This window comes from Acidimicrobiia bacterium, assembly GCA_036271555.1.
Classification (GTDB): Bacteria; Actinomycetota; Acidimicrobiia; order IMCC26256; family PALSA-610; genus DATBAK01.
In genome coordinates this window covers 77681-93266 of the sequence record DATBAK010000059.1, presented here as the reverse complement: position 1 = coordinate 93266, position 15586 = coordinate 77681, and the positions used below count along the sequence as shown (strand labels likewise).

Genomic DNA, 15586 nt, shown 5'->3' with positions numbered 1-15586 from the left:
GTATCCTCCGGGCTTCCCGCGCCCGTAGCTCAGCCGGACAGAGCATCGGACTTCTAATCCGACGGTCGGAGGTTCGAATCCTCCCGGGCGCACGACATCCGCGAAGCGACGTCGTCGCTCAGCCGGCGCACCCCGCGAGCTGAGCCTCTGACGGCCATCGCACCCGCGTGACCCAGCCGGCGCGTTCGAAGAGTCGGATCAACGCCGCCGACGGGTCGAGCTGGTGGCGGAGGGCGCCGTGACGTGCGCACGCGGGATGCGCGTGGTGGAAGTTGTGCCACGACTCGCCGAACGAGAGGATCGCGAGCGGCGCGAAGTTGGTGCTGTGGTCCTTCGTGCTCGCGGGCTGCGAGCCGAACATGTGACAGATCGAGTTGACGCTCCACGTCACGTGGTGGAGCAGCATCATGCGGACCAGGCCCGCCCAGAGCAGCATGCTGAGCGCGCCACCGATCGTGCCCGACACTCCCCATCCGATGAAGAACGGACCGGCGAGCGACACGACCGCGAACAGCGGGAACCAACCGCTGATGATCCTCGTGTCGTCGTCACGAAGGACGTCGGGCGCGTACTGCTCGGCCGACGTGAGCTCGGCGGTGAACAACCAGCCGACGTGCGCGTGCACGAGACCCCGCAGCTGCCCACCTCGCTCTGGACCGTGTCCGTGCGGCGAATGGGGATCACCCGGTCCGTCGCTGTACACGTGGTGCCGGCGGTGCGCGGCGACCCAGCCACTGAGCGAGCCCTCCATCGCGAACGACCCGACGGCGGCGAGGACGATCTTGAGCCAGCGCTTCGGCACGAAGCTCCGGTGCGTGAACAGGCGGTGGTACCCGACGCTGATGCCAAAGCCCGTGATCACGAACAGCACCGCGCCGACGATCACGTCGCGCAGGTGCACGACATTGCCCCATAGCAACGGGATGGCGATCGCGAGCGCAACCGCGGGCCCGACCACCAGCGCGCCGGTGACGACCTTCATCACGAGCCCGACGAAGGGTGATTGCGTGGGCCCCGGCGGACGCGCCGGCCCCGAGTCGATCGAAATGGCCATCCTGCCGTCCTGGTCGCGATCAGCGGGCACGTCGCGCCCCGACCGTCCCACGGTTCGGGCAAGAGGCACGTCGCCCACGTTCGACGACCGGGCGACGATACCGCCCGACCGTCGCGCGCCGATATCGCCTCTCAGGTCTGGCACCAACGTCTCGGGAGCCTCGCGGCCGGGACGGAGACGAAAGCCGCCCGTTGTACCCGGCTGGGTCCTCGATAAACGGCGTTACGACCTTGTCACTGTCGCGCCCTCGTCGTAGCGTGCCGTTGGCGGTCCTGCAGCGCGGCCTCCTCGGTGAGCGGAGCACGAGGCCATGACCGACCGATCGATCGCCAGTCTTCACGTGCGGCAATCGTCCGACGGGCTGGTGCTCGGCGTGATCGGTGAGCTCGACCTCGCGGGACGGGACGAGATCGAACCGTGGGTGATCGTCGCAGTCTGCGTCGCGCCGCGCGTCGTGCTCGATCTCACCGACGTGACGTTCTGCTCGTCGCAGGGTCTCGCGATGCTCGTCGTGTGCGAGGAGCGCGCGCGCGTCGAGCACTGTGAGCTCGTCGTCGTCAACCCGAGCGCGCGCATCACGCAACTGCTCGCGATCACGGGTCTCGAGCATCTCGTGGCTTCCGATCACAATGAGTGCGCGCCGTCGCCGTCGCCCAGTTCGCGACCGGCGCGCCGCGGCGAGCGACGGCCGGCTCGCGCCTCGACCCCTGCGTCGAGCCCGGCCGCGCTGCCGTCGTGTTCACGCACGCGCGGGCTTCGCCCCGGTCGCATGTGAACATCGCAACGCGTCTCGCATAGCACATCGACGCGCCGCTACCTGACGGCGCGCGCGCATCCATCTCGCGGATGATCCGAACCGTCCAACTTGCGGTTGAACTCGCGCGCGCAACCCTCAAGGCGCGCGGAACGGGTGACGAAGACCTCCGCCAGTCGGGGGACCTGCACGTTGCTTCGTTGCATCGTTGCGTCGAGCCGTCCTCTGGCGTCCGCGACGTTCAACCCAAGGAGAACGATGCGACGACTCGGCGGCATCCTCATCATCCTCGCAATGCTCACACCGGTTGCAGCACGCGCGCAGAGCCATCCACGCGAAGTCGTCTGGCGCGACGACTTCGACGGCAAAGCGCTCGATCTCACGAAATGGCAACCGAACTGGCTCGGCGCGGGCAACACGTCGATCACACCACCGGTGAACTCCGCGGAGGCGTCGTGCTACGACCCTTCGCAGGTATCCGTGTCCGATGGTTACCTGCATCTGCGGGCGTCGGAGCGCGCGTGCACCGACAGCCATGGCCGGCACTACGCGTACGCGTCGGGACTCGTGAACAGCCGCGCGCACTTCACGTTCACGCACGGCAGCTTGCGGGCGCGCGTCTGGCTGCCGGGAACGACCACCGCAGAGGACTGGCCGTCGGTGTGGGCCGACGGCATCGGGCAATGGCCGAAGACCGGTGAGCTCGATGTGCTCGAGTCGCTGCACGGCCACAACTGCTGGCACTTCCACTCGCCCGCCGGCGGTCCGGGCGGTTGCGCGTCGATGCCGACGACCGCGGGATGGCACACGGTCTCGGCCGTGTGGCGACACGGTCGCGTGAACTACTGGTACGACACCAAGATGGTCGGTTCGGTCACGCAAGGTGTCACCGACTCGCCGATGTTCGTGATCCTGAACCTCGGCATGAGCAACTCGATCTCACCGCCGATGAAGGCACCCGCCGAGATGCTCGTCGACTGGGTCGAAGTCAAGGAGTAAGCGGTCCGGCGTCAGGAACGGCGAGCGGAGCGAACACCACCGTCAACGAGCAGGAACGAGCACGCCGACCATGCCGAGGCTCCGATGGTATTTGCAGACGTAGACCACCGGAGCGTCGGCGATCCGGAGGTGCACGACGATCGTGTGCCCCGGTGCGACGTCGACGTCGACGTGTTGCGCGGTCACCTGCACGTTGTGCAACGACTTGCCGGTGTTGCGCACGCGCAGGGTGACCGCGCCACGCGGCACGTCGTCGAAGCAGGTCGGCGCGAACGCAGCGTTCGCCGCGTCGACCGTGAGCGTGGCGCCCGTCGCGGCGCGGGTGCCGCGGTTGGTGACCGGCGCCGCCTTGTGGATCTCGCTCGCGCAGGTCGCGACATGCGCATGCGAACAACCCGCGCCGAGCGGCACGAGCAGGAGCAACAGCACGACGAGCGCGTAGCGACTCATCGCAGGATCTCGACGAGGAGCACCCACGCGTCGAGCACGCCCACGATGCACACGGCCGCGGCGGCCCGTGAGCCCGGGGAGCTCGACGGCCGGCTCGACGTTGATCGACTGCGCAAGAACGTCTGCCAGCTCTCGAGCACCCGCTCTGTTTAGTGGCTCAATCGTCGTGTTGTCCGGGGAACACGTCGGTCTCCGACTGGTGCCAGACCGGCGAGTCGCCTGCGGTCTCGACGTTGAACCCGTACTCGAACACGAGGCTGCCGCCGAACGTCGCGCCGACCGAGACGAGCAGCGCGATCACGATCGAGAGCACGGTGATGCCGACGGGCGTCACCGGCTTCACGTGGTACTGGCTGAGCCGCCAGACGATGTCGACGAGCACGAGCACCGTGGCGGTCACCATGATCGTCGCGTGCGTGTTGATCGTGCGGCGCGCCTGCGTGCCCGCCTCCGACGACTTCCACGCGTCCCAGAGACCGGTGACGGCCGCGAGCACCGACACGATGCCGCCACCGACGAACACGTACGTACCCGCGTGCCACATCTCGCGCGCCCACGCGTGGTGCTTGCCGCCGATCACCGACAACAGGTCGAACACCGCACCGAAGAGGTAGGCCGTGATCGGGATGTCGGTGAGCGGTGGGTGCAGGGGCTTGCCCGACCATCCGCGCAGGCCCTTGAACGTGCGGCCCCTGAGCGTCAGCGTCGGTCGAACCGAGAACTTCCTCACCGTTGACTCCTCACGTCAGTTCGTCTGGTTCTCCCCCTGGTTGTCGCGCCCGACGCAGTCGGCCTGAGAACGGTCCGCACGGGGCGCGCGCAGACGTGCCGTACGGTGAGCGTCGTGGCAGACGCGGTCGTCGCGGTCGACGGGCTCTCGAAGCACTTCCACGGCGTGAACGCGGTCGAGGATCTGTCGTTCACCGTCGAGCGCGGACAGGTCTACGGGCTGCTCGGTCCGAACGGCGCGGGGAAGACGACGACGCTGCGCGTGCTCATGGGCCTCGAGCGTCCGTCGGGCGGTCGCACGCGTCTGTTCGGCACCACGGTGACGCCGGGCTGTCACGAGCTGCGACGCGTCGGCGCCATGGTCGAGCAGGCCGCGTTCGTGCCGCATCTCTCCGGGATGCGCAACCTGCGGCTCTGGTGGGAGGCCGGCGGCGCGCGCATGAAGGACGCCGACCTCGACGGCGCGCTGGCGATCGCGGGGTTGGAGGACGCGATCCATCGCCGCGTGAAGACGTACTCGCAGGGCATGAAGCAACGGCTCGGCTTCGCGCGGCTGCTGCTCGGCCGCCCCGAGCTGCTCGTGCTCGACGAGCCGACCAACGGCCTCGACCCCGGTGAGATCCGCGAGATCCGTGAGCTCGTCGCGCGCGTGAGCGCGCAGGGTGCGACGGTGTTGCTGTCGAGCCACCACCTGAGCGAGGTGGAGCAGATGTGCAGCCACGTGATCGTGATGAACCGCGGGCGGCTCGTCGTCGACGGCACCGTGCGCGACCTCATCGGGTCGACGGGAAGCGTCTACGTCGAGGTCGACGATTGCGAACGCGCGCAGTCGGTGCTCACCGCGCTGCCGAACGTCGACGGCGTGCAGCGCCAGGGCGACGGGCTCGTCGTGCAACTGCGCGAGGGGCAGCGATCGGATCTCGCGACCGCGCTCATGAGCAACGGCATCCGCGTCGAGACGCTCATGGCGACGCAACGGCTCGAAGATGCGTTCCTCGACCTGCTCGCAAGTCCGCCGCAGCACGCGCCGGCCGCATCGTGACCGCGCTCGTCCGCACGGAGTTCGTGAAGGCGGCGCGGCGCGTGCGCACGCTCGTCGTCGTGCTCCTGCTCGTCGGACTGCCCGCGTTGATCGTCACCGCGATCCACGCACGCGGCGACCGGCCCGGCGACGGCAGCGGTGGACCCGCCGACGGTCTGTTCCGGCTGGCGCGCCAGAGCGGACTGCTCGTGCCCGCGGCGGTGCTCGCAGCCTTGAGTGCATTCCTGCTCGTCGTGATCGCGGGCACGTTCGCGGGCGACTCCGTCGCCGGCGACGCCGGCTGGGGCAACCTCCGCTACCTGCTGATGCGGCCGGTTGCCCGCGGTCGCCTACTCGCGGCCAAGGCGTTCGTCGCGGGCGTGCTCATCTGGGCGTCGACGATCCTCGCCGCGCTCGCGGGCCTCGGCGCGGGCGTGCTGCTGTTCGGCTGGCATCCGGTGCGGGTGCCGTTCTTCGTGAGCAACGGCACCTTCGTCGAGTTCACGCGCCTCTCGACCACGGTCATGCTCGAGCGGAACGCGCTCGCGACCGCGTACGTCGCGTTCGGCTTCACTGCGCTGCTCGCCCTCGGCACGTTGTTCTCGACGCTCACCGATTCCGCCGCGAGCGCGATCGGTGCGACGATCGGCGTGTACATCGTGTCGGAGATCCTCGACGCGATCACGGCGCTCGGACGCGTCCGCTACGGCTTCCCGACGCACTACGCGGAGTCGTGGACGTCGATGTTCACGCAGGCGCGCTTCTCGCACGACATGATCACCGGCATCGTCGTGCAGATCTTGTACCTGGTCGTCGCGGGCGGGGCCGCGTTCGTGGTGTTCCAGCGCAAGGACATCCGCTCCTGAGCGGCCCGTGCCCGCGGATGCGACAATGACGGCGATGGATCCGACGGTCGCCGCGATCCCGGTCTTCTTCGGCACGATGGGCGCCGAGCACGCGTGGCTGCGCGCCCATGCGGGCGCCCGGGGCCCGACCGCGGCCGACTACGAACGCCGCGACACCATCACGAGCCTCACGATGGGCACCGCGAGCCTCCTCGCGCCGATCGTCGTGCCGAAGCTGCTCGGGCCGTTCACACCGGGCAAGGGCAAGTACGGCAAGGCGCTCGTCGGCACCGCGCTGACCGCGGCCGCGGTGACGACGCTCGCGGATCTGGTCGCAAGTCTCGAGGAGCCCACCGACGCGCCGCTCATCACGCGCTCGCGACGGCGCCGGGCGCGGCGCGCGGCGCGCAAGATCGCGAGCGCGGCCGGGGTCACCGCGATCGTCAGCGGCGGGATCGCGATCACGACCGCGTTCGCATCGCGCACGAGCGCGCGGCGACTGTGGGACCGACGCGTCGTGCGCGATCTCGGCGCGGGACCGTTCGCGCTGCTCGCGGCGATCTTCGGCTGGGACCTCGTCTACTACTGGAATCACCGGTTCATGCACGAGAGCCGCTACATGTGGGCGATCCACGTCGTGCACCACTCGAGCGAGCGCTACAACCTGTCGACTGCGCTGCGGCAGCCGGTCGCCGATGCGCTCGGCACGTTCGTGCCCTACGGGCTGCTCGCGCTCGCCGGCATCCGCCCCGCGCTCATCGAAGAGGCGCGTGGGATCAACCTGCTCTACCAGTACTGGTTCCACACCGACACGATCCGCACGATGGGACCGCTGGAAAAGGTTCTCAACACGCCGTCGCACCACCGCGTGCATCACGGCATGAACCCGCGATACATCGACCGCAACCACGGCAGCATCCTGATCGTCTGGGACAAGCTCTTCGGGACGTTCGAGCCGGAGGACGACGCCGTCGTCTACGGGCTGACGAAGAACCTCGACACGTTCAATCCGCTGCGCGTCGCCGCGCACGAGCACTTCGAGATGCTGCGCGACGTGTTCCACTCCAAGAACTGGAACGAACGGCTCTCGTTCGTCTTCCGCGGTCCAGGTTGGGCGTATCAACGCCACCGGGACGCGGCACTAGTTTCGGCGCCGTGACGACCACCGACACCGCGCCGCGCTGGGACCTCGAGCCGATCTTCGCGAGCGTCGACGACCGCGCGTTCACCGACGCGCTGGAGAACGTCTACGCCGAGATCGACCGGCTCCGCGTGCGCTACGACGAGCTCGACATCCATGGCGGCGACACGCGCCAACCGACGAGCGTCGACGTCGACGCGCTCGAGGCGCTGCTCGACGCGACGAACGCGGTGCAGGAGCAGCTGCGCCGGCTCAACTCGTTCCTCTACGCGCTCACGACGACCGACAGTCGCGACGACCGCGCCGCGGCGCGCCTCGTCGAGCTGCAGACACGCGGCGCGCCGCTCGCGCCGCTGGCCAAGCGGCTCGGCTCGTGGCTCGCCGCGCTCGGCGGCACCGAATGGCTCGCGGAGCAGAGCCTCACGGTGGCCGAGCACGAGTTCGTGCTGCGCACGGCCGCGGAGAGCGCCGAGCTCCAGATGAGCGAGGCCGAGGAATCGCTCGCCGCCGACCTTGCGCCCGCGAGCGCGCTCGCGTGGCAACGGCTGCACGGCGACGTCTCCTCGCAGCTCGTCGTCGAGCTCCGGATGCCGGGTCTCGACGTCGAGCGCATCCCGATGACGATGGCGCGCGGTCTCGCGACCCATCGCGACGCGGCCCGTCGACGCGCCGCGTACGACGGCGAGCTCGCGGCCTGGGCGACGGCCGCGGTGCCGCTCGCGGCCGCGCTCAACGGCGCGAAGGGCACGATGGGCGTGCTGAACCGGCGTCGAGGCTTCGCCGACGACCTCGAGCCCGCGCTCCGATACAACAACGTCGACCGCGACACCCTCGACGCGATGACCGACGCCGTCGTCGCGTCGCTCCCGACCTTCCGTCGCTACTTCCGCGCCAAGGCCGGGCTGCTCGGCCACGACGGCGGACTGCCGTGGTGGGACCTCTTCGCGCCGGTGGGCGCGGAGACCGGCGCGTCGTGGAGCGACGCGACCTCACGCGTGCGCGCCGCGTTCGGCGGGTTCTCCCCCGCGCTCGTCGGCCTCGCGGAACGCGCCTTCGACGAACGCTGGGTCGACGCGGAAATGCGCGACGGCAAGCGCGGCGGCGCGTATTGCATCGGCGTCGAGGGCGACATCAGCCGGGTCATGATGAACTTCGACGGCAGCCACGACTCGGTCACGACGCTCGCGCACGAGCTCGGTCACGCGTTCCACAACGTCACGCTCGCGGACCGCACGCCGCTCCAGCGCCGGTTGCCGATGGCGCTCGCCGAGACCGCGTCGATCTTCTGCGAGACGCTCCTCTTCGAGCACGCGGTCGCGCTCGCGGGCGACGACGGCGAACGGCTCGCGCTGCTCGACACGCACCTCGTCGGCGCGGCGCAGGTCGTCGTCGACATTCACAGCCGATTCCTGTTCGAGACCGAGCTCTGCGCGCGCCGCAAGCGCACCAGCCTCTCGGTCGACGAGCTCAACACCGCGATGCTCGACGCGCAGGACGCCGCGTACGGCGACGGGCTCCATCCCGACCACCGCCATCCGTTCATGTGGGCGGTGAAGCCGCACTACTACACGCCGTTCTACAACTGGCCGTACACGTTCGGACTGCTGTTCGGCATCGGTCTGTACGCGCGCTACCTCGACGACCCGGAGGCGTTCCGGGCGGGCTACGAAGACCTGCTCTCGCAGGCGGGCATGGCCGACGCGGTGACGCTCGCGCGCGGCTTCGGGATCGACGTGCGCGACGGTGGATTCTGGACGTCGAGCCTCGACGTGCTCGCCGGGCACGTCGACGACTACGTGCAACGGGCGGAGTCGGTCACGCGCTGACGCGCGTCACCCCGCAGTTCGGAGAACCAAGGTTCCGTGCGGGCCCGTGCCCGACGCGAACACCTCGTGGCTGCCCGCCGGCGCGACGACCGAGTCGAGCCAGTTGTCACCCGAGCCCACGTCGGGCGTCGACACGACCTTCCAGGCCTTGCCGTTCCAGTGCATGACGAGCGTCTGCAGCACCGGGATGTCGCCGCGCACGACCTCCGAGAAGCCGGCCGCCCACACGTCGTTCGTGCCGCGCGCCGCAACCGCGTCGAGCTGGTTGTTGCGCGGCCCGACGTTCGGTGACGGTACGACGCTCCAGCGCTTCCCGTCCCAGTGCTCGACCAGATTGCTCGACACCGACACGCCGTCGAAGGAGTCCTTGACCGACTCGCCGACGGCCCAGACGTCGTTGCTCGACGCGCCCGAGACCCCGCGGAGGAAGTTCACGACGTTCGTGTTCGGACTCGGGACGATGCTCCACTTCGAGCCGTTCCAGTGCTCGGTGAGCGTCGCGAGGCCCGCGCTCCCCGACGAACCGCCCTCACCGACGGTCCACAGATCGTTCGGCGACAGCGCGGTCACCGCGTTCAGCTCGCTGCCCTTCGGCCCGGTCGCGTCGACCGCGGTCCACTTCGATCCGTTCCAGTGCTCGACGAGGGTGTTCAACGTGAAGCTCGGGTACTCGGTCACGCCCACCGTCCACGCGTTCGACGCGCTCAGCGAGACGATCCCGTTCAGCGCGGTCGTGCGCAGCCGTCGCCCCGGCGCCGGGCCCGCGACGTTCGCGTCGGCGACGGTCGACCACGCGCCGCCGTCCCAGTGGCGAATGTGTGTCGCGCGCCCGTCGTTCGCGCTACCGACCGCCCACACGTCGGAGTCGGCGCTGCCGCCGACGCCGTTCACGCTCGCGCAGATCGGTCCGCCGGTCGCCGGCACCGACACGAACGCGGTGCCGTTCCAGCGCGTCGCGAACGCGCGACTGTGGCAGCCCGCATAGCTCGGTGACGTCGCGGAACCGACGGCCCACACGTCGTTCGGCCCGAACGCGACGAGACCGCCGACCGTGTTCGCGGCGCCGGGATCGGGCGTGGGCTCCACCGTCCACGAGGCCGCGCCCGCGGCCACCGCCGACATCGTCACGAGTCCGGCCACGAATGCGGCCATCCACCATGTCCGTCCCACCAACGCGCGCATCGCTCCCCCGATCCGGTTCGACGTTCGTTCGGAGGTACTACGGACGCGCGAGCGCCGGGTTCACCGCGCCGATCAACGAGTCGTCAACAGATCCTTCGCGGCGACCCCGCCCTTGAGCACGAGCCGGATGCGTTGCGCTTCCGCCAGGATGCCCATGTCGGCGAGCGGGTCGCCCTGCACGACGACGACGTCGGCGAGCTTGCCGGGCTCGAGCGCGCCGAGGTCGGCGTCGCGCCGCAGCAAGCGCGCGGGCGCCGCGGTCGAGGTGCGGATCGCGTCGAGCGGTGTCATCCCGCCTTCGACCATGAGCGCGAGCTCGCGCAGGTTGCCGCCGTGCGGACCAACGGCGGAGTCCGTGCCCATCGCGATGTTCACTCCCGCCGCGACCGCAGCGCGGAACGACTCCATGTGCGCGGCGCTCACGGCGCGCGCCTTGGCGACCATCGCCTCGGGGATCGTGCGGCCCTCGCCACCCGCGGCGATCACGTCGCGCGGGGCGACCAACGTCGGCACCAACCACGCGCCGCGTTCCTTCATCAGCGCGATCGCCTCCTCGTCGAGGAAGCAGCCGTGCTCGATGCTCGCGACACCCGCGCGCAACGCGTGCTTGATGCCCGCGGTCGACATCGCGTGTGCCATCACCCGCTTGCCCTGCGCGGCGGCCTCCTCGACCGCGACCTCGATCTCCGTGACCGTGAACTGCGCGGCGTCCGGAGTGTCGTGCGGCGACAGCACGCCACCGCTTGTGCAGAGCTTGATCCAGTCGGCCCCGGCCGCCAGCACCTCTCGGACGCGCCGGCGCATCATGTCGGCACCGTCGACCCGCGCGTCGGGGATGTCGATCCCGCAGTCGAGGTAGAGCTCGCAGCCGCACGGCATCGTCGGGTCACCGTGGCCACCGCTCTGGCTGAGAATGCTCACCGCCATCTGGCAGCGCGGCCCCGGGAAGTAGCCCGCGTCGATCGCGTCGCGCACGCTCGCCGGACTCAGCCCCGCGTCGCGCACGGTCGTGACGCCGGCCTCCAACGTGACCGCGGAGTTCGGCACCGCCATCAGCAGCTGCATCGAGCGCTGGGTCATCAGCAGCCGGCCGTAGTCGACGCCCGACTGCATCGCGAGGTGCACGTGCGCGTCGATGAACCCCGGCAGCAGCGTGAGGTCGTCGCCTTCGACGATCGTCGCGCCGTCGGGGATCTTCACCGACGCACGCGCGCCGACCGCGTCGATCCGCCCGTTCGACGTGACGAGCACCGCCTGCTCGACGGGCTCGCGCTCGGTGCCGTCGATGAGTCGGTCGGCGACGATCGCGAGCGTGGCGGTCACGAACCGACCCTACCGAACCAAGGTGCCCGCAGGAACGGTCGGGTCGCTTTGGCGAGCGAAGCGAGCGCGATCATCAAGCGTCCTCGAACGCGACGTCGATCCGCTCGCCGGCGCGCCGGACTTCCTGGCGGGCGAGGATCCGCAGCATCTCGCGGTCGGCGTCGGTGTAGGGCGGAGCGGAGAGGCTGCGCGGCCAGAGCTCCTGCACGCGCACCGAGTTGATCTCGATGCCGTAGAGCGTGATCTGCGCGACGAACGCGAGGAACGAGATCAGCCCGAGGACGAACGCCACGGTTCCGTAGAGCTGCGACGCGTTCTTGAGCTGGTGCTGTACGAGCTGCACGCCGACGAGCTCGAGTGCCTGCCAGCCGACGCCCGCGACGATCGCGCCCGGGAGCAGGTGGCGCCACGTGCATTGCTTCGGACTGTGCAGTTGGAACACGACGAGGTAGAGCCCGATGCTCACCACGACACCGGCGACGAAGCCGGCTGCGCCCGCGAGGAACGAGTCGCCGAGGATCGGTCCGAGCGACGCGAGCAGCGCGGTCACGACGACGCCGAGCCCGAGCAACGCGAACAGACCGAGGCCGCGCGCGATGCGGACGAAGTATGGCGCGCGGTCCTTGTAGGGCACGTGCCACACCTCGGCGAACGCGTACTGGACTGCCTGGGTGACGCCGAGCGCGCCCCAGACGAGACCGACGAGACCGACCGCGAGACCGAAGCCGTTGCCCGGCAACGCCTTGTCGTTGCTCGTGAGGTCCTTGCCGACGACCGGGAACTGACTCAACGCCGACGATTGGATCTGCGACGCAAGGTGCGCGTTGCCGTGCGCGAGGAACGCGGTCACCGTGATCACGACGAGCATCAGTGGAAAGAACGAGAGGAAGCCGTAGAACGCGATGAGCCCGGCGAGTTGACTGCCGCGGTCGTCGCCGAACTTCTTCACGACGCCGTACACGAACGCGAGCGGTGCGTGCGATTGCTGGAACTCGTCGACGGCGCGCAGCACGCGCTTCACCCCGCTGCTCACGCCGCCGACCACGTTCACAGCATTACCGTTCCCCGCGTGCCGCAAGCGCCACGCATCGTCGCAGTCGACCCGCACGGGCCTGACGCGCGCGACGCGCTGACGCAGTACCTGAACGAGATCCTCGACCGCGTCGCGGGCATCACCGGCGTCGATCCGGAGCAGGCCGACGACGTCGACGACTACCAGCGTCCCGGCGGCTGCTTCCTACTGGTGTACCGCGACGACGCGGTCGCCGGTTGCGGCGCAGTGCGCAGCATCGACGCGCGCACCGGAGAGCTGAAGCGCATGTGGATCCATCCCGATGCGCGCGGCGCGGGTCTCGGCAGTCGCCTGCTCGACGAGCTCGTCGCGCACAGCCGCGCGCTCGGACACCAACGGCTCGTGCTCGACACCAACGGCGTGCTCGTCGAGGCGCTCGCGCTCTACGCGAAGCACGGCTTCCTACCCATCGAGCGCTACAACGACAACCCCGACGCGACTCACTTCCTCGGCTTGACCCTGTAGCCCTCCGCGACCACCTCGGCCGGCACCGGCCGCAGGTCGCGTACGAGGCCGAGCGCGGCCATCAGGCGCAGCACGTAGTACGTGGTGTCGATCTGCCACCAGCGGAAGCCCTGGCGCGCCGCGAACGGGTAGCGGTGGTGGTTGTTGTGCCAGCCCTCGCCGCCGGTCGCGAGCGCGATGAACACGTTGTTGCGACTCGTGTCGGTCGTGTCGTACTTGCGGCTGCCGAAGACGTGCGCGAGCGAGTTCACGGTGAATGTGACGTGCCACAACAGGACGGTCGAAGCGAAGAAGCCGACGACCAGACCGCTCCAACCACCGATGAGGTAGCACGCGACCCCAAGCGTCCAGGGGCCGATCCAGTCGTGCTTGTCGAGGAAGCGCAACTCCGGGTACTTCGCGAAGTCGCGGATGTTGTCGTGCCGCGACTCGCCGTACTTGTCGCACAGGATCCAACCGACGTGACTCCACCAGAAGCCGCGCCGCGGGCTGTGCGCGTCGTCGTCGGTGTCGGCGAACTGGTGGTGGTTGCGGTGGTGCGCGGCCCACCACAACGGCCCCTTCTGCGCGGCCATGGTTCCACCGAACGCGAGCAGGAACTGCACGACGCGGTTCGTGCGGAAGCTGCGGTGCGAGAAGTAGCGGTGGTAGCCCGCGGTGATCAGGAACATGCGCACCGCGAACGTCGCGAACGCGAGGAGCACGACCTTCTCGGTCACGCCCGTGAAGATCGCAAGGAACGGGACCAGGTGGACGAGCCCGAACGGGATCGACGACCGGACGTTGAGACGCTCGTCCGGGAGGCGCTCGTCGTGCGGTGGGCGCGCGGACAGGTCGGGATCGGCGGGGATCGCCGTCGCTGACACCACGTCGGGTTGCTCCTCGGCTCACGGTCAGAACCGGCGGATCTGCCTGTGGCGCCAGCCTACTCATGAGTAGGCCGAGCTCCTACGCATGAGTAGGGCGATGCAGGCAGGCCTCTCAGGAAGCCTTCGGCCCGAGGATGCTGAACGTCGCACCGGTCGGATCGATGAGGATCGCGAACCGTCCGGGCTCGATGTCACGGGGCGGCATCATCACCGTGCCGCCGAGCTCCGACACGCGCTGCACGGTGGCGTCGGCATCGGCGACCGAGAAGTAGACGCCCCAGTACGACGGCATCTCCGGGGGCATGTCGGGCGTCTTCGCCATCATCCCCGCGATCGACCGGCCACCGACCTGGAACTCGGTGTACGCGCCCGCGCCCTCGCCGTGCGTGACCGCGCCCCAACCGAACACCTCGCCGTAGAACGCGGCTGCGCCGTCGGTGTCGCTCGTCACGAGCTCGTTCCACGCGAGCGTGCCGGGCTCGTTCACGATGCCCGCGCCCTTGTGCGCCTTCGGCTGCCACACGCCGACCGCCGCGCCCTGCGGATCCGCGAAGAACGCCATGCGGCCGACGTCCATCACGTCCATCGGCTCCATGAACGTCGCGCCGCCCGCCGCGGCCGCGGCCTTCACGACCGTGTCGGCGTCGTCGACGTTCACGTATGTCGCCCACACCGGCGGCCCCGGGTTCATCTGCGGACCGATGCCCGCGACCGGACGGCCGCGCAGCTCGGCGATCGAGTAGCCGCCGGCCTCGGGCGGACCCTCCTCGACCGTCCAGCCGAACAACGCCGCGTAGAACGCACGCGCGCGAGCGGGATCGGGTGTCGAGAGGTCGACCCAGGACGGGACGCCGTGCTCGTAGCTGTCGATCTCCATCGATGAGCTCCTCTCACATGGGCGCAGGCTCGCTCGTCACGGCATCGGCGCGGCACCGTCGATTGCCGTTGCACGCTCGCCTGCTCCTTCGGGGCCGGGACGAACCGCTCGGATCAACCGCCGGGCATGCGGTCGGGCCCGGCCTCGCCGCCACCGCCGACGACGGCGAGGCGCGCGAGGTAATGGTCCCAGCCGTTCGTGTGATCGGCAATGGCGTCGTCCGGAAGCCCGCGGTGCACGAGACGGACGCGCGTCTTCTCACCCTCGGGCAACAGCGTGTACTCGACGGTCGTGGAGCCGGCCGGGATCGGATGGTCGGGCTGATCCCAGCCGAACGTGAACACGACCTTCTCGTTCGGCACGATCTCGACGAACTCGCCGGCCGCGGCGTGCTGCCCGCCGACGAGCACGCGGTACGTGCCGCCGGGACGAAGGTCGAAGTCGACCTCGGTCCCCTGCCATTCGACGTGCCGTTCGGGAACGGTCAACAGCTCGAAGATCGTCTCGGGTCGGGCGTCGATCAGGATCTCGCGCACGAGCTCGGCCATCAGCGCTTCTTCTTTCGTTGAGAGGCTTCGGTGATCACGGTCGCGTGCTCGCTCGTCGCGGCACGGGGCTTCGACGTCGATCCGGACCGACCGCTCGCCCGCTCCGCGGCATCGCGCAGACGGTTGAGGCCGGTGGTCCAGTAGTCGTCGAGGAACGCGCGCAGCTCGTCCATCGTCTCGGTGCGCGCTCGGTAGTAGCGACGCGTGCCTTCGCGGCGTTCGCTCACGAGGTCGGCTTCCTTCAGCACCGTGAGGTGTTGCGAGATCGCGGAGCGCGTCACATCGAAGTGCGCGGCGATGTCGCTGGCCGCAACCTCTCGACTCCACACGATGCGCAGGATCTCGCGTCGCCGGGGTTCGGCGAGGGCCTTGAGGGCGGCGTCCATGCCTCGCATTGTTTAGTCGATACTTACGCTTCGGTCAACCCTGCA

At 69.5% G+C, this 15586-nt stretch carries 18 protein-coding genes and 1 tRNA gene; 8 read left to right on the top strand and 11 right to left on the bottom strand.

Annotated features, from left to right (window positions below; translation table 11 throughout):
- The first annotated feature begins 18 nt into the window (after positions 1 to 18).
- Positions 19 to 92, top strand: a tRNA-Arg gene (locus VH914_14815).
- A gap of 26 nt (positions 93 to 118) precedes the next feature.
- Here the strand turns inward: VH914_14815 and VH914_14810 are convergent.
- Positions 119 to 1054: an acyl-CoA desaturase gene (locus VH914_14810; GenBank protein ID HEX4492476.1), complete on the bottom strand. Its 936-nt coding sequence runs from the start codon at positions 1052 to 1054 to the stop codon at positions 119 to 121.
- A gap of 310 nt (positions 1055 to 1364) precedes the next feature.
- Here VH914_14810 and VH914_14805 point away from each other — a divergent pair, with 310 nt between their 5' ends.
- Positions 1365 to 1829: an STAS domain-containing protein gene (locus tag VH914_14805; GenBank protein ID HEX4492475.1), complete on the top strand. Its 465-nt coding sequence runs from the start codon at positions 1365 to 1367 to the stop codon at positions 1827 to 1829.
- Between the two features lie 237 nt (positions 1830 to 2066).
- Positions 2067 to 2807, top strand: coding sequence for a glycoside hydrolase family 16 protein (locus VH914_14800; protein ID HEX4492474.1), 741 nt, complete (start codon positions 2067 to 2069; stop codon positions 2805 to 2807).
- 42 nt (positions 2808 to 2849) lie between these two features.
- Here the strand turns inward: VH914_14800 and VH914_14795 are convergent, their stop codons facing one another.
- From VH914_14795 to VH914_14785, 3 genes are read right to left on the bottom strand one after another with little or no spacing between them, the layout of a single operon-like run.
- Positions 2850 to 3257 carry a hypothetical protein gene (locus VH914_14795; protein HEX4492473.1) on the bottom strand — a complete coding sequence of 136 codons (408 nt, stop codon included), beginning with the start codon at positions 3255 to 3257 and terminating at the stop codon, positions 2850 to 2852.
- Positions 3254 to 3397 (bottom strand): hypothetical protein, encoded by a 144-nt coding sequence (locus VH914_14790; GenBank protein ID HEX4492472.1) that lies wholly within the window; start codon positions 3395 to 3397, stop codon positions 3254 to 3256. Before VH914_14790 ends, VH914_14795 begins: the two co-directional genes overlap by 4 nt.
- Before the next feature lie 17 nt (positions 3398 to 3414).
- Positions 3415 to 3987: a DUF2231 domain-containing protein gene (locus tag VH914_14785; protein ID HEX4492471.1), complete on the bottom strand. Its 573-nt coding sequence runs from the start codon at positions 3985 to 3987 to the stop codon at positions 3415 to 3417.
- 114 nt (positions 3988 to 4101) lie between these two features.
- On the opposite strand from VH914_14785, the gene VH914_14780 reads away from it, so the two are divergent.
- Genes VH914_14780 through VH914_14765 form a run of 4 tightly spaced genes read left to right on the top strand, consistent with a single transcriptional unit; the run spans position 4102 to position 8819 of the window.
- Positions 4102 to 5028 carry an ATP-binding cassette domain-containing protein gene (locus VH914_14780; protein ID HEX4492470.1) on the top strand — a complete coding sequence of 309 codons (927 nt, stop codon included), beginning with the start codon at positions 4102 to 4104 and terminating at the stop codon, positions 5026 to 5028.
- On the top strand, positions 5025 to 5873 hold the full coding sequence (locus VH914_14775) for an ABC transporter permease subunit (GenBank protein HEX4492469.1): 849 nt from the start codon (positions 5025 to 5027) through the stop codon (positions 5871 to 5873). Before VH914_14780 ends, VH914_14775 begins: the two co-directional genes overlap by 4 nt.
- A 34-nt stretch (positions 5874 to 5907) precedes the next feature.
- Positions 5908 to 7011, top strand: a complete 1104-nt coding sequence (locus tag VH914_14770) for a sterol desaturase family protein (protein HEX4492468.1) — start codon at positions 5908 to 5910, stop codon at positions 7009 to 7011.
- A complete protein-coding gene (locus tag VH914_14765; GenBank protein ID HEX4492467.1) occupies positions 7008 to 8819 on the top strand; it encodes a M3 family oligoendopeptidase in 1812 nt (603 codons plus the stop codon). The genes VH914_14770 and VH914_14765 overlap by 4 nt, the downstream gene beginning before the upstream one ends.
- 6 nt (positions 8820 to 8825) lie before the next feature.
- On the opposite strand, the gene VH914_14760 is transcribed toward VH914_14765, so the two are convergent.
- The 3 genes from VH914_14760 to VH914_14750 form a co-directional block, all read right to left on the bottom strand.
- The gene (locus VH914_14760) at positions 8826 to 9971 is read right to left on the bottom strand and encodes a hypothetical protein (protein HEX4492466.1); all 1146 of its coding nucleotides are present in this window, start codon (positions 9969 to 9971) and stop codon (positions 8826 to 8828) included.
- Positions 9972 to 10073: 102 nt separating this feature from the next.
- The gene (locus VH914_14755; protein ID HEX4492465.1) at positions 10074 to 11324 is read right to left on the bottom strand and encodes an amidohydrolase family protein; all 1251 of its coding nucleotides are present in this window, start codon (positions 11322 to 11324) and stop codon (positions 10074 to 10076) included.
- 73 nt (positions 11325 to 11397) lie between these two features.
- Complete coding sequence (locus VH914_14750; protein HEX4492464.1) at positions 11398 to 12357, bottom strand: YihY/virulence factor BrkB family protein; 960 nt, start codon at positions 12355 to 12357, stop codon at positions 11398 to 11400.
- Positions 12358 to 12393: 36 nt separating this feature from the next.
- On the opposite strand from VH914_14750, the gene VH914_14745 reads away from it, so the two are divergent.
- Positions 12394 to 12861, top strand: coding sequence for a GNAT family N-acetyltransferase (locus VH914_14745; protein ID HEX4492463.1), 468 nt, complete (start codon positions 12394 to 12396; stop codon positions 12859 to 12861).
- Here VH914_14745 and VH914_14740 read toward each other — a convergent pair.
- The 4 genes from VH914_14740 to VH914_14725 form a co-directional block, all read right to left on the bottom strand.
- Entirely contained in the window at positions 12837 to 13730 is an 894-nt protein-coding gene (locus VH914_14740) for an acyl-CoA desaturase (protein ID HEX4492462.1), read from the bottom strand. The two genes, VH914_14745 and VH914_14740, sit on opposite strands and share 25 nt — an antisense overlap.
- 112 nt (positions 13731 to 13842) lie before the next feature.
- The gene (locus tag VH914_14735) at positions 13843 to 14607 is read right to left on the bottom strand and encodes a VOC family protein (GenBank protein HEX4492461.1); all 765 of its coding nucleotides are present in this window, start codon (positions 14605 to 14607) and stop codon (positions 13843 to 13845) included.
- A gap of 113 nt (positions 14608 to 14720) precedes the next feature.
- On the bottom strand, positions 14721 to 15155 hold the full coding sequence (locus VH914_14730; protein ID HEX4492460.1) for an SRPBCC family protein: 435 nt from the start codon (positions 15153 to 15155) through the stop codon (positions 14721 to 14723).
- Positions 15155 to 15541 carry a metalloregulator ArsR/SmtB family transcription factor gene (locus tag VH914_14725; protein ID HEX4492459.1) on the bottom strand — a complete coding sequence of 129 codons (387 nt, stop codon included), beginning with the start codon at positions 15539 to 15541 and terminating at the stop codon, positions 15155 to 15157. The genes VH914_14730 and VH914_14725 overlap by 1 nt, the downstream gene beginning before the upstream one ends.
- Positions 15542 to 15586 lie beyond the last annotated feature (45 nt).

Excerpts from the sequence above, each read along its gene's own strand:
- VH914_14810 (HEX4492476.1), bottom strand. The coding sequence starts at position 1,054 with ATGGCCATTTCGATCGACTCGGGGCCGGCGCGTCCGCCGGGGCCCACG.
- VH914_14805 (HEX4492475.1), top strand. The coding sequence starts at position 1,365 with ATGACCGACCGATCGATCGCCAGTCTTCACGTGCGGCAATCGTCCGAC.
- VH914_14800 (HEX4492474.1), top strand. The coding sequence starts at position 2,067 with ATGCGACGACTCGGCGGCATCCTCATCATCCTCGCAATGCTCACACCG.
- VH914_14795 (HEX4492473.1), bottom strand. The coding sequence starts at position 3,257 with ATGAGTCGCTACGCGCTCGTCGTGCTGTTGCTCCTGCTCGTGCCGCTC.
- VH914_14770 (HEX4492468.1), top strand. The coding sequence starts at position 5,908 with ATGGATCCGACGGTCGCCGCGATCCCGGTCTTCTTCGGCACGATGGGC.
- VH914_14760 (HEX4492466.1), bottom strand. The coding sequence starts at position 9,971 with ATGGCCGCATTCGTGGCCGGACTCGTGACGATGTCGGCGGTGGCCGCG.
- VH914_14735 (HEX4492461.1), bottom strand. The coding sequence starts at position 14,607 with ATGGAGATCGACAGCTACGAGCACGGCGTCCCGTCCTGGGTCGACCTC.
- VH914_14730 (HEX4492460.1), bottom strand. The coding sequence starts at position 15,155 with ATGGCCGAGCTCGTGCGCGAGATCCTGATCGACGCCCGACCCGAGACG.
- VH914_14725 (HEX4492459.1), bottom strand. The coding sequence starts at position 15,541 with ATGGACGCCGCCCTCAAGGCCCTCGCCGAACCCCGGCGACGCGAGATC.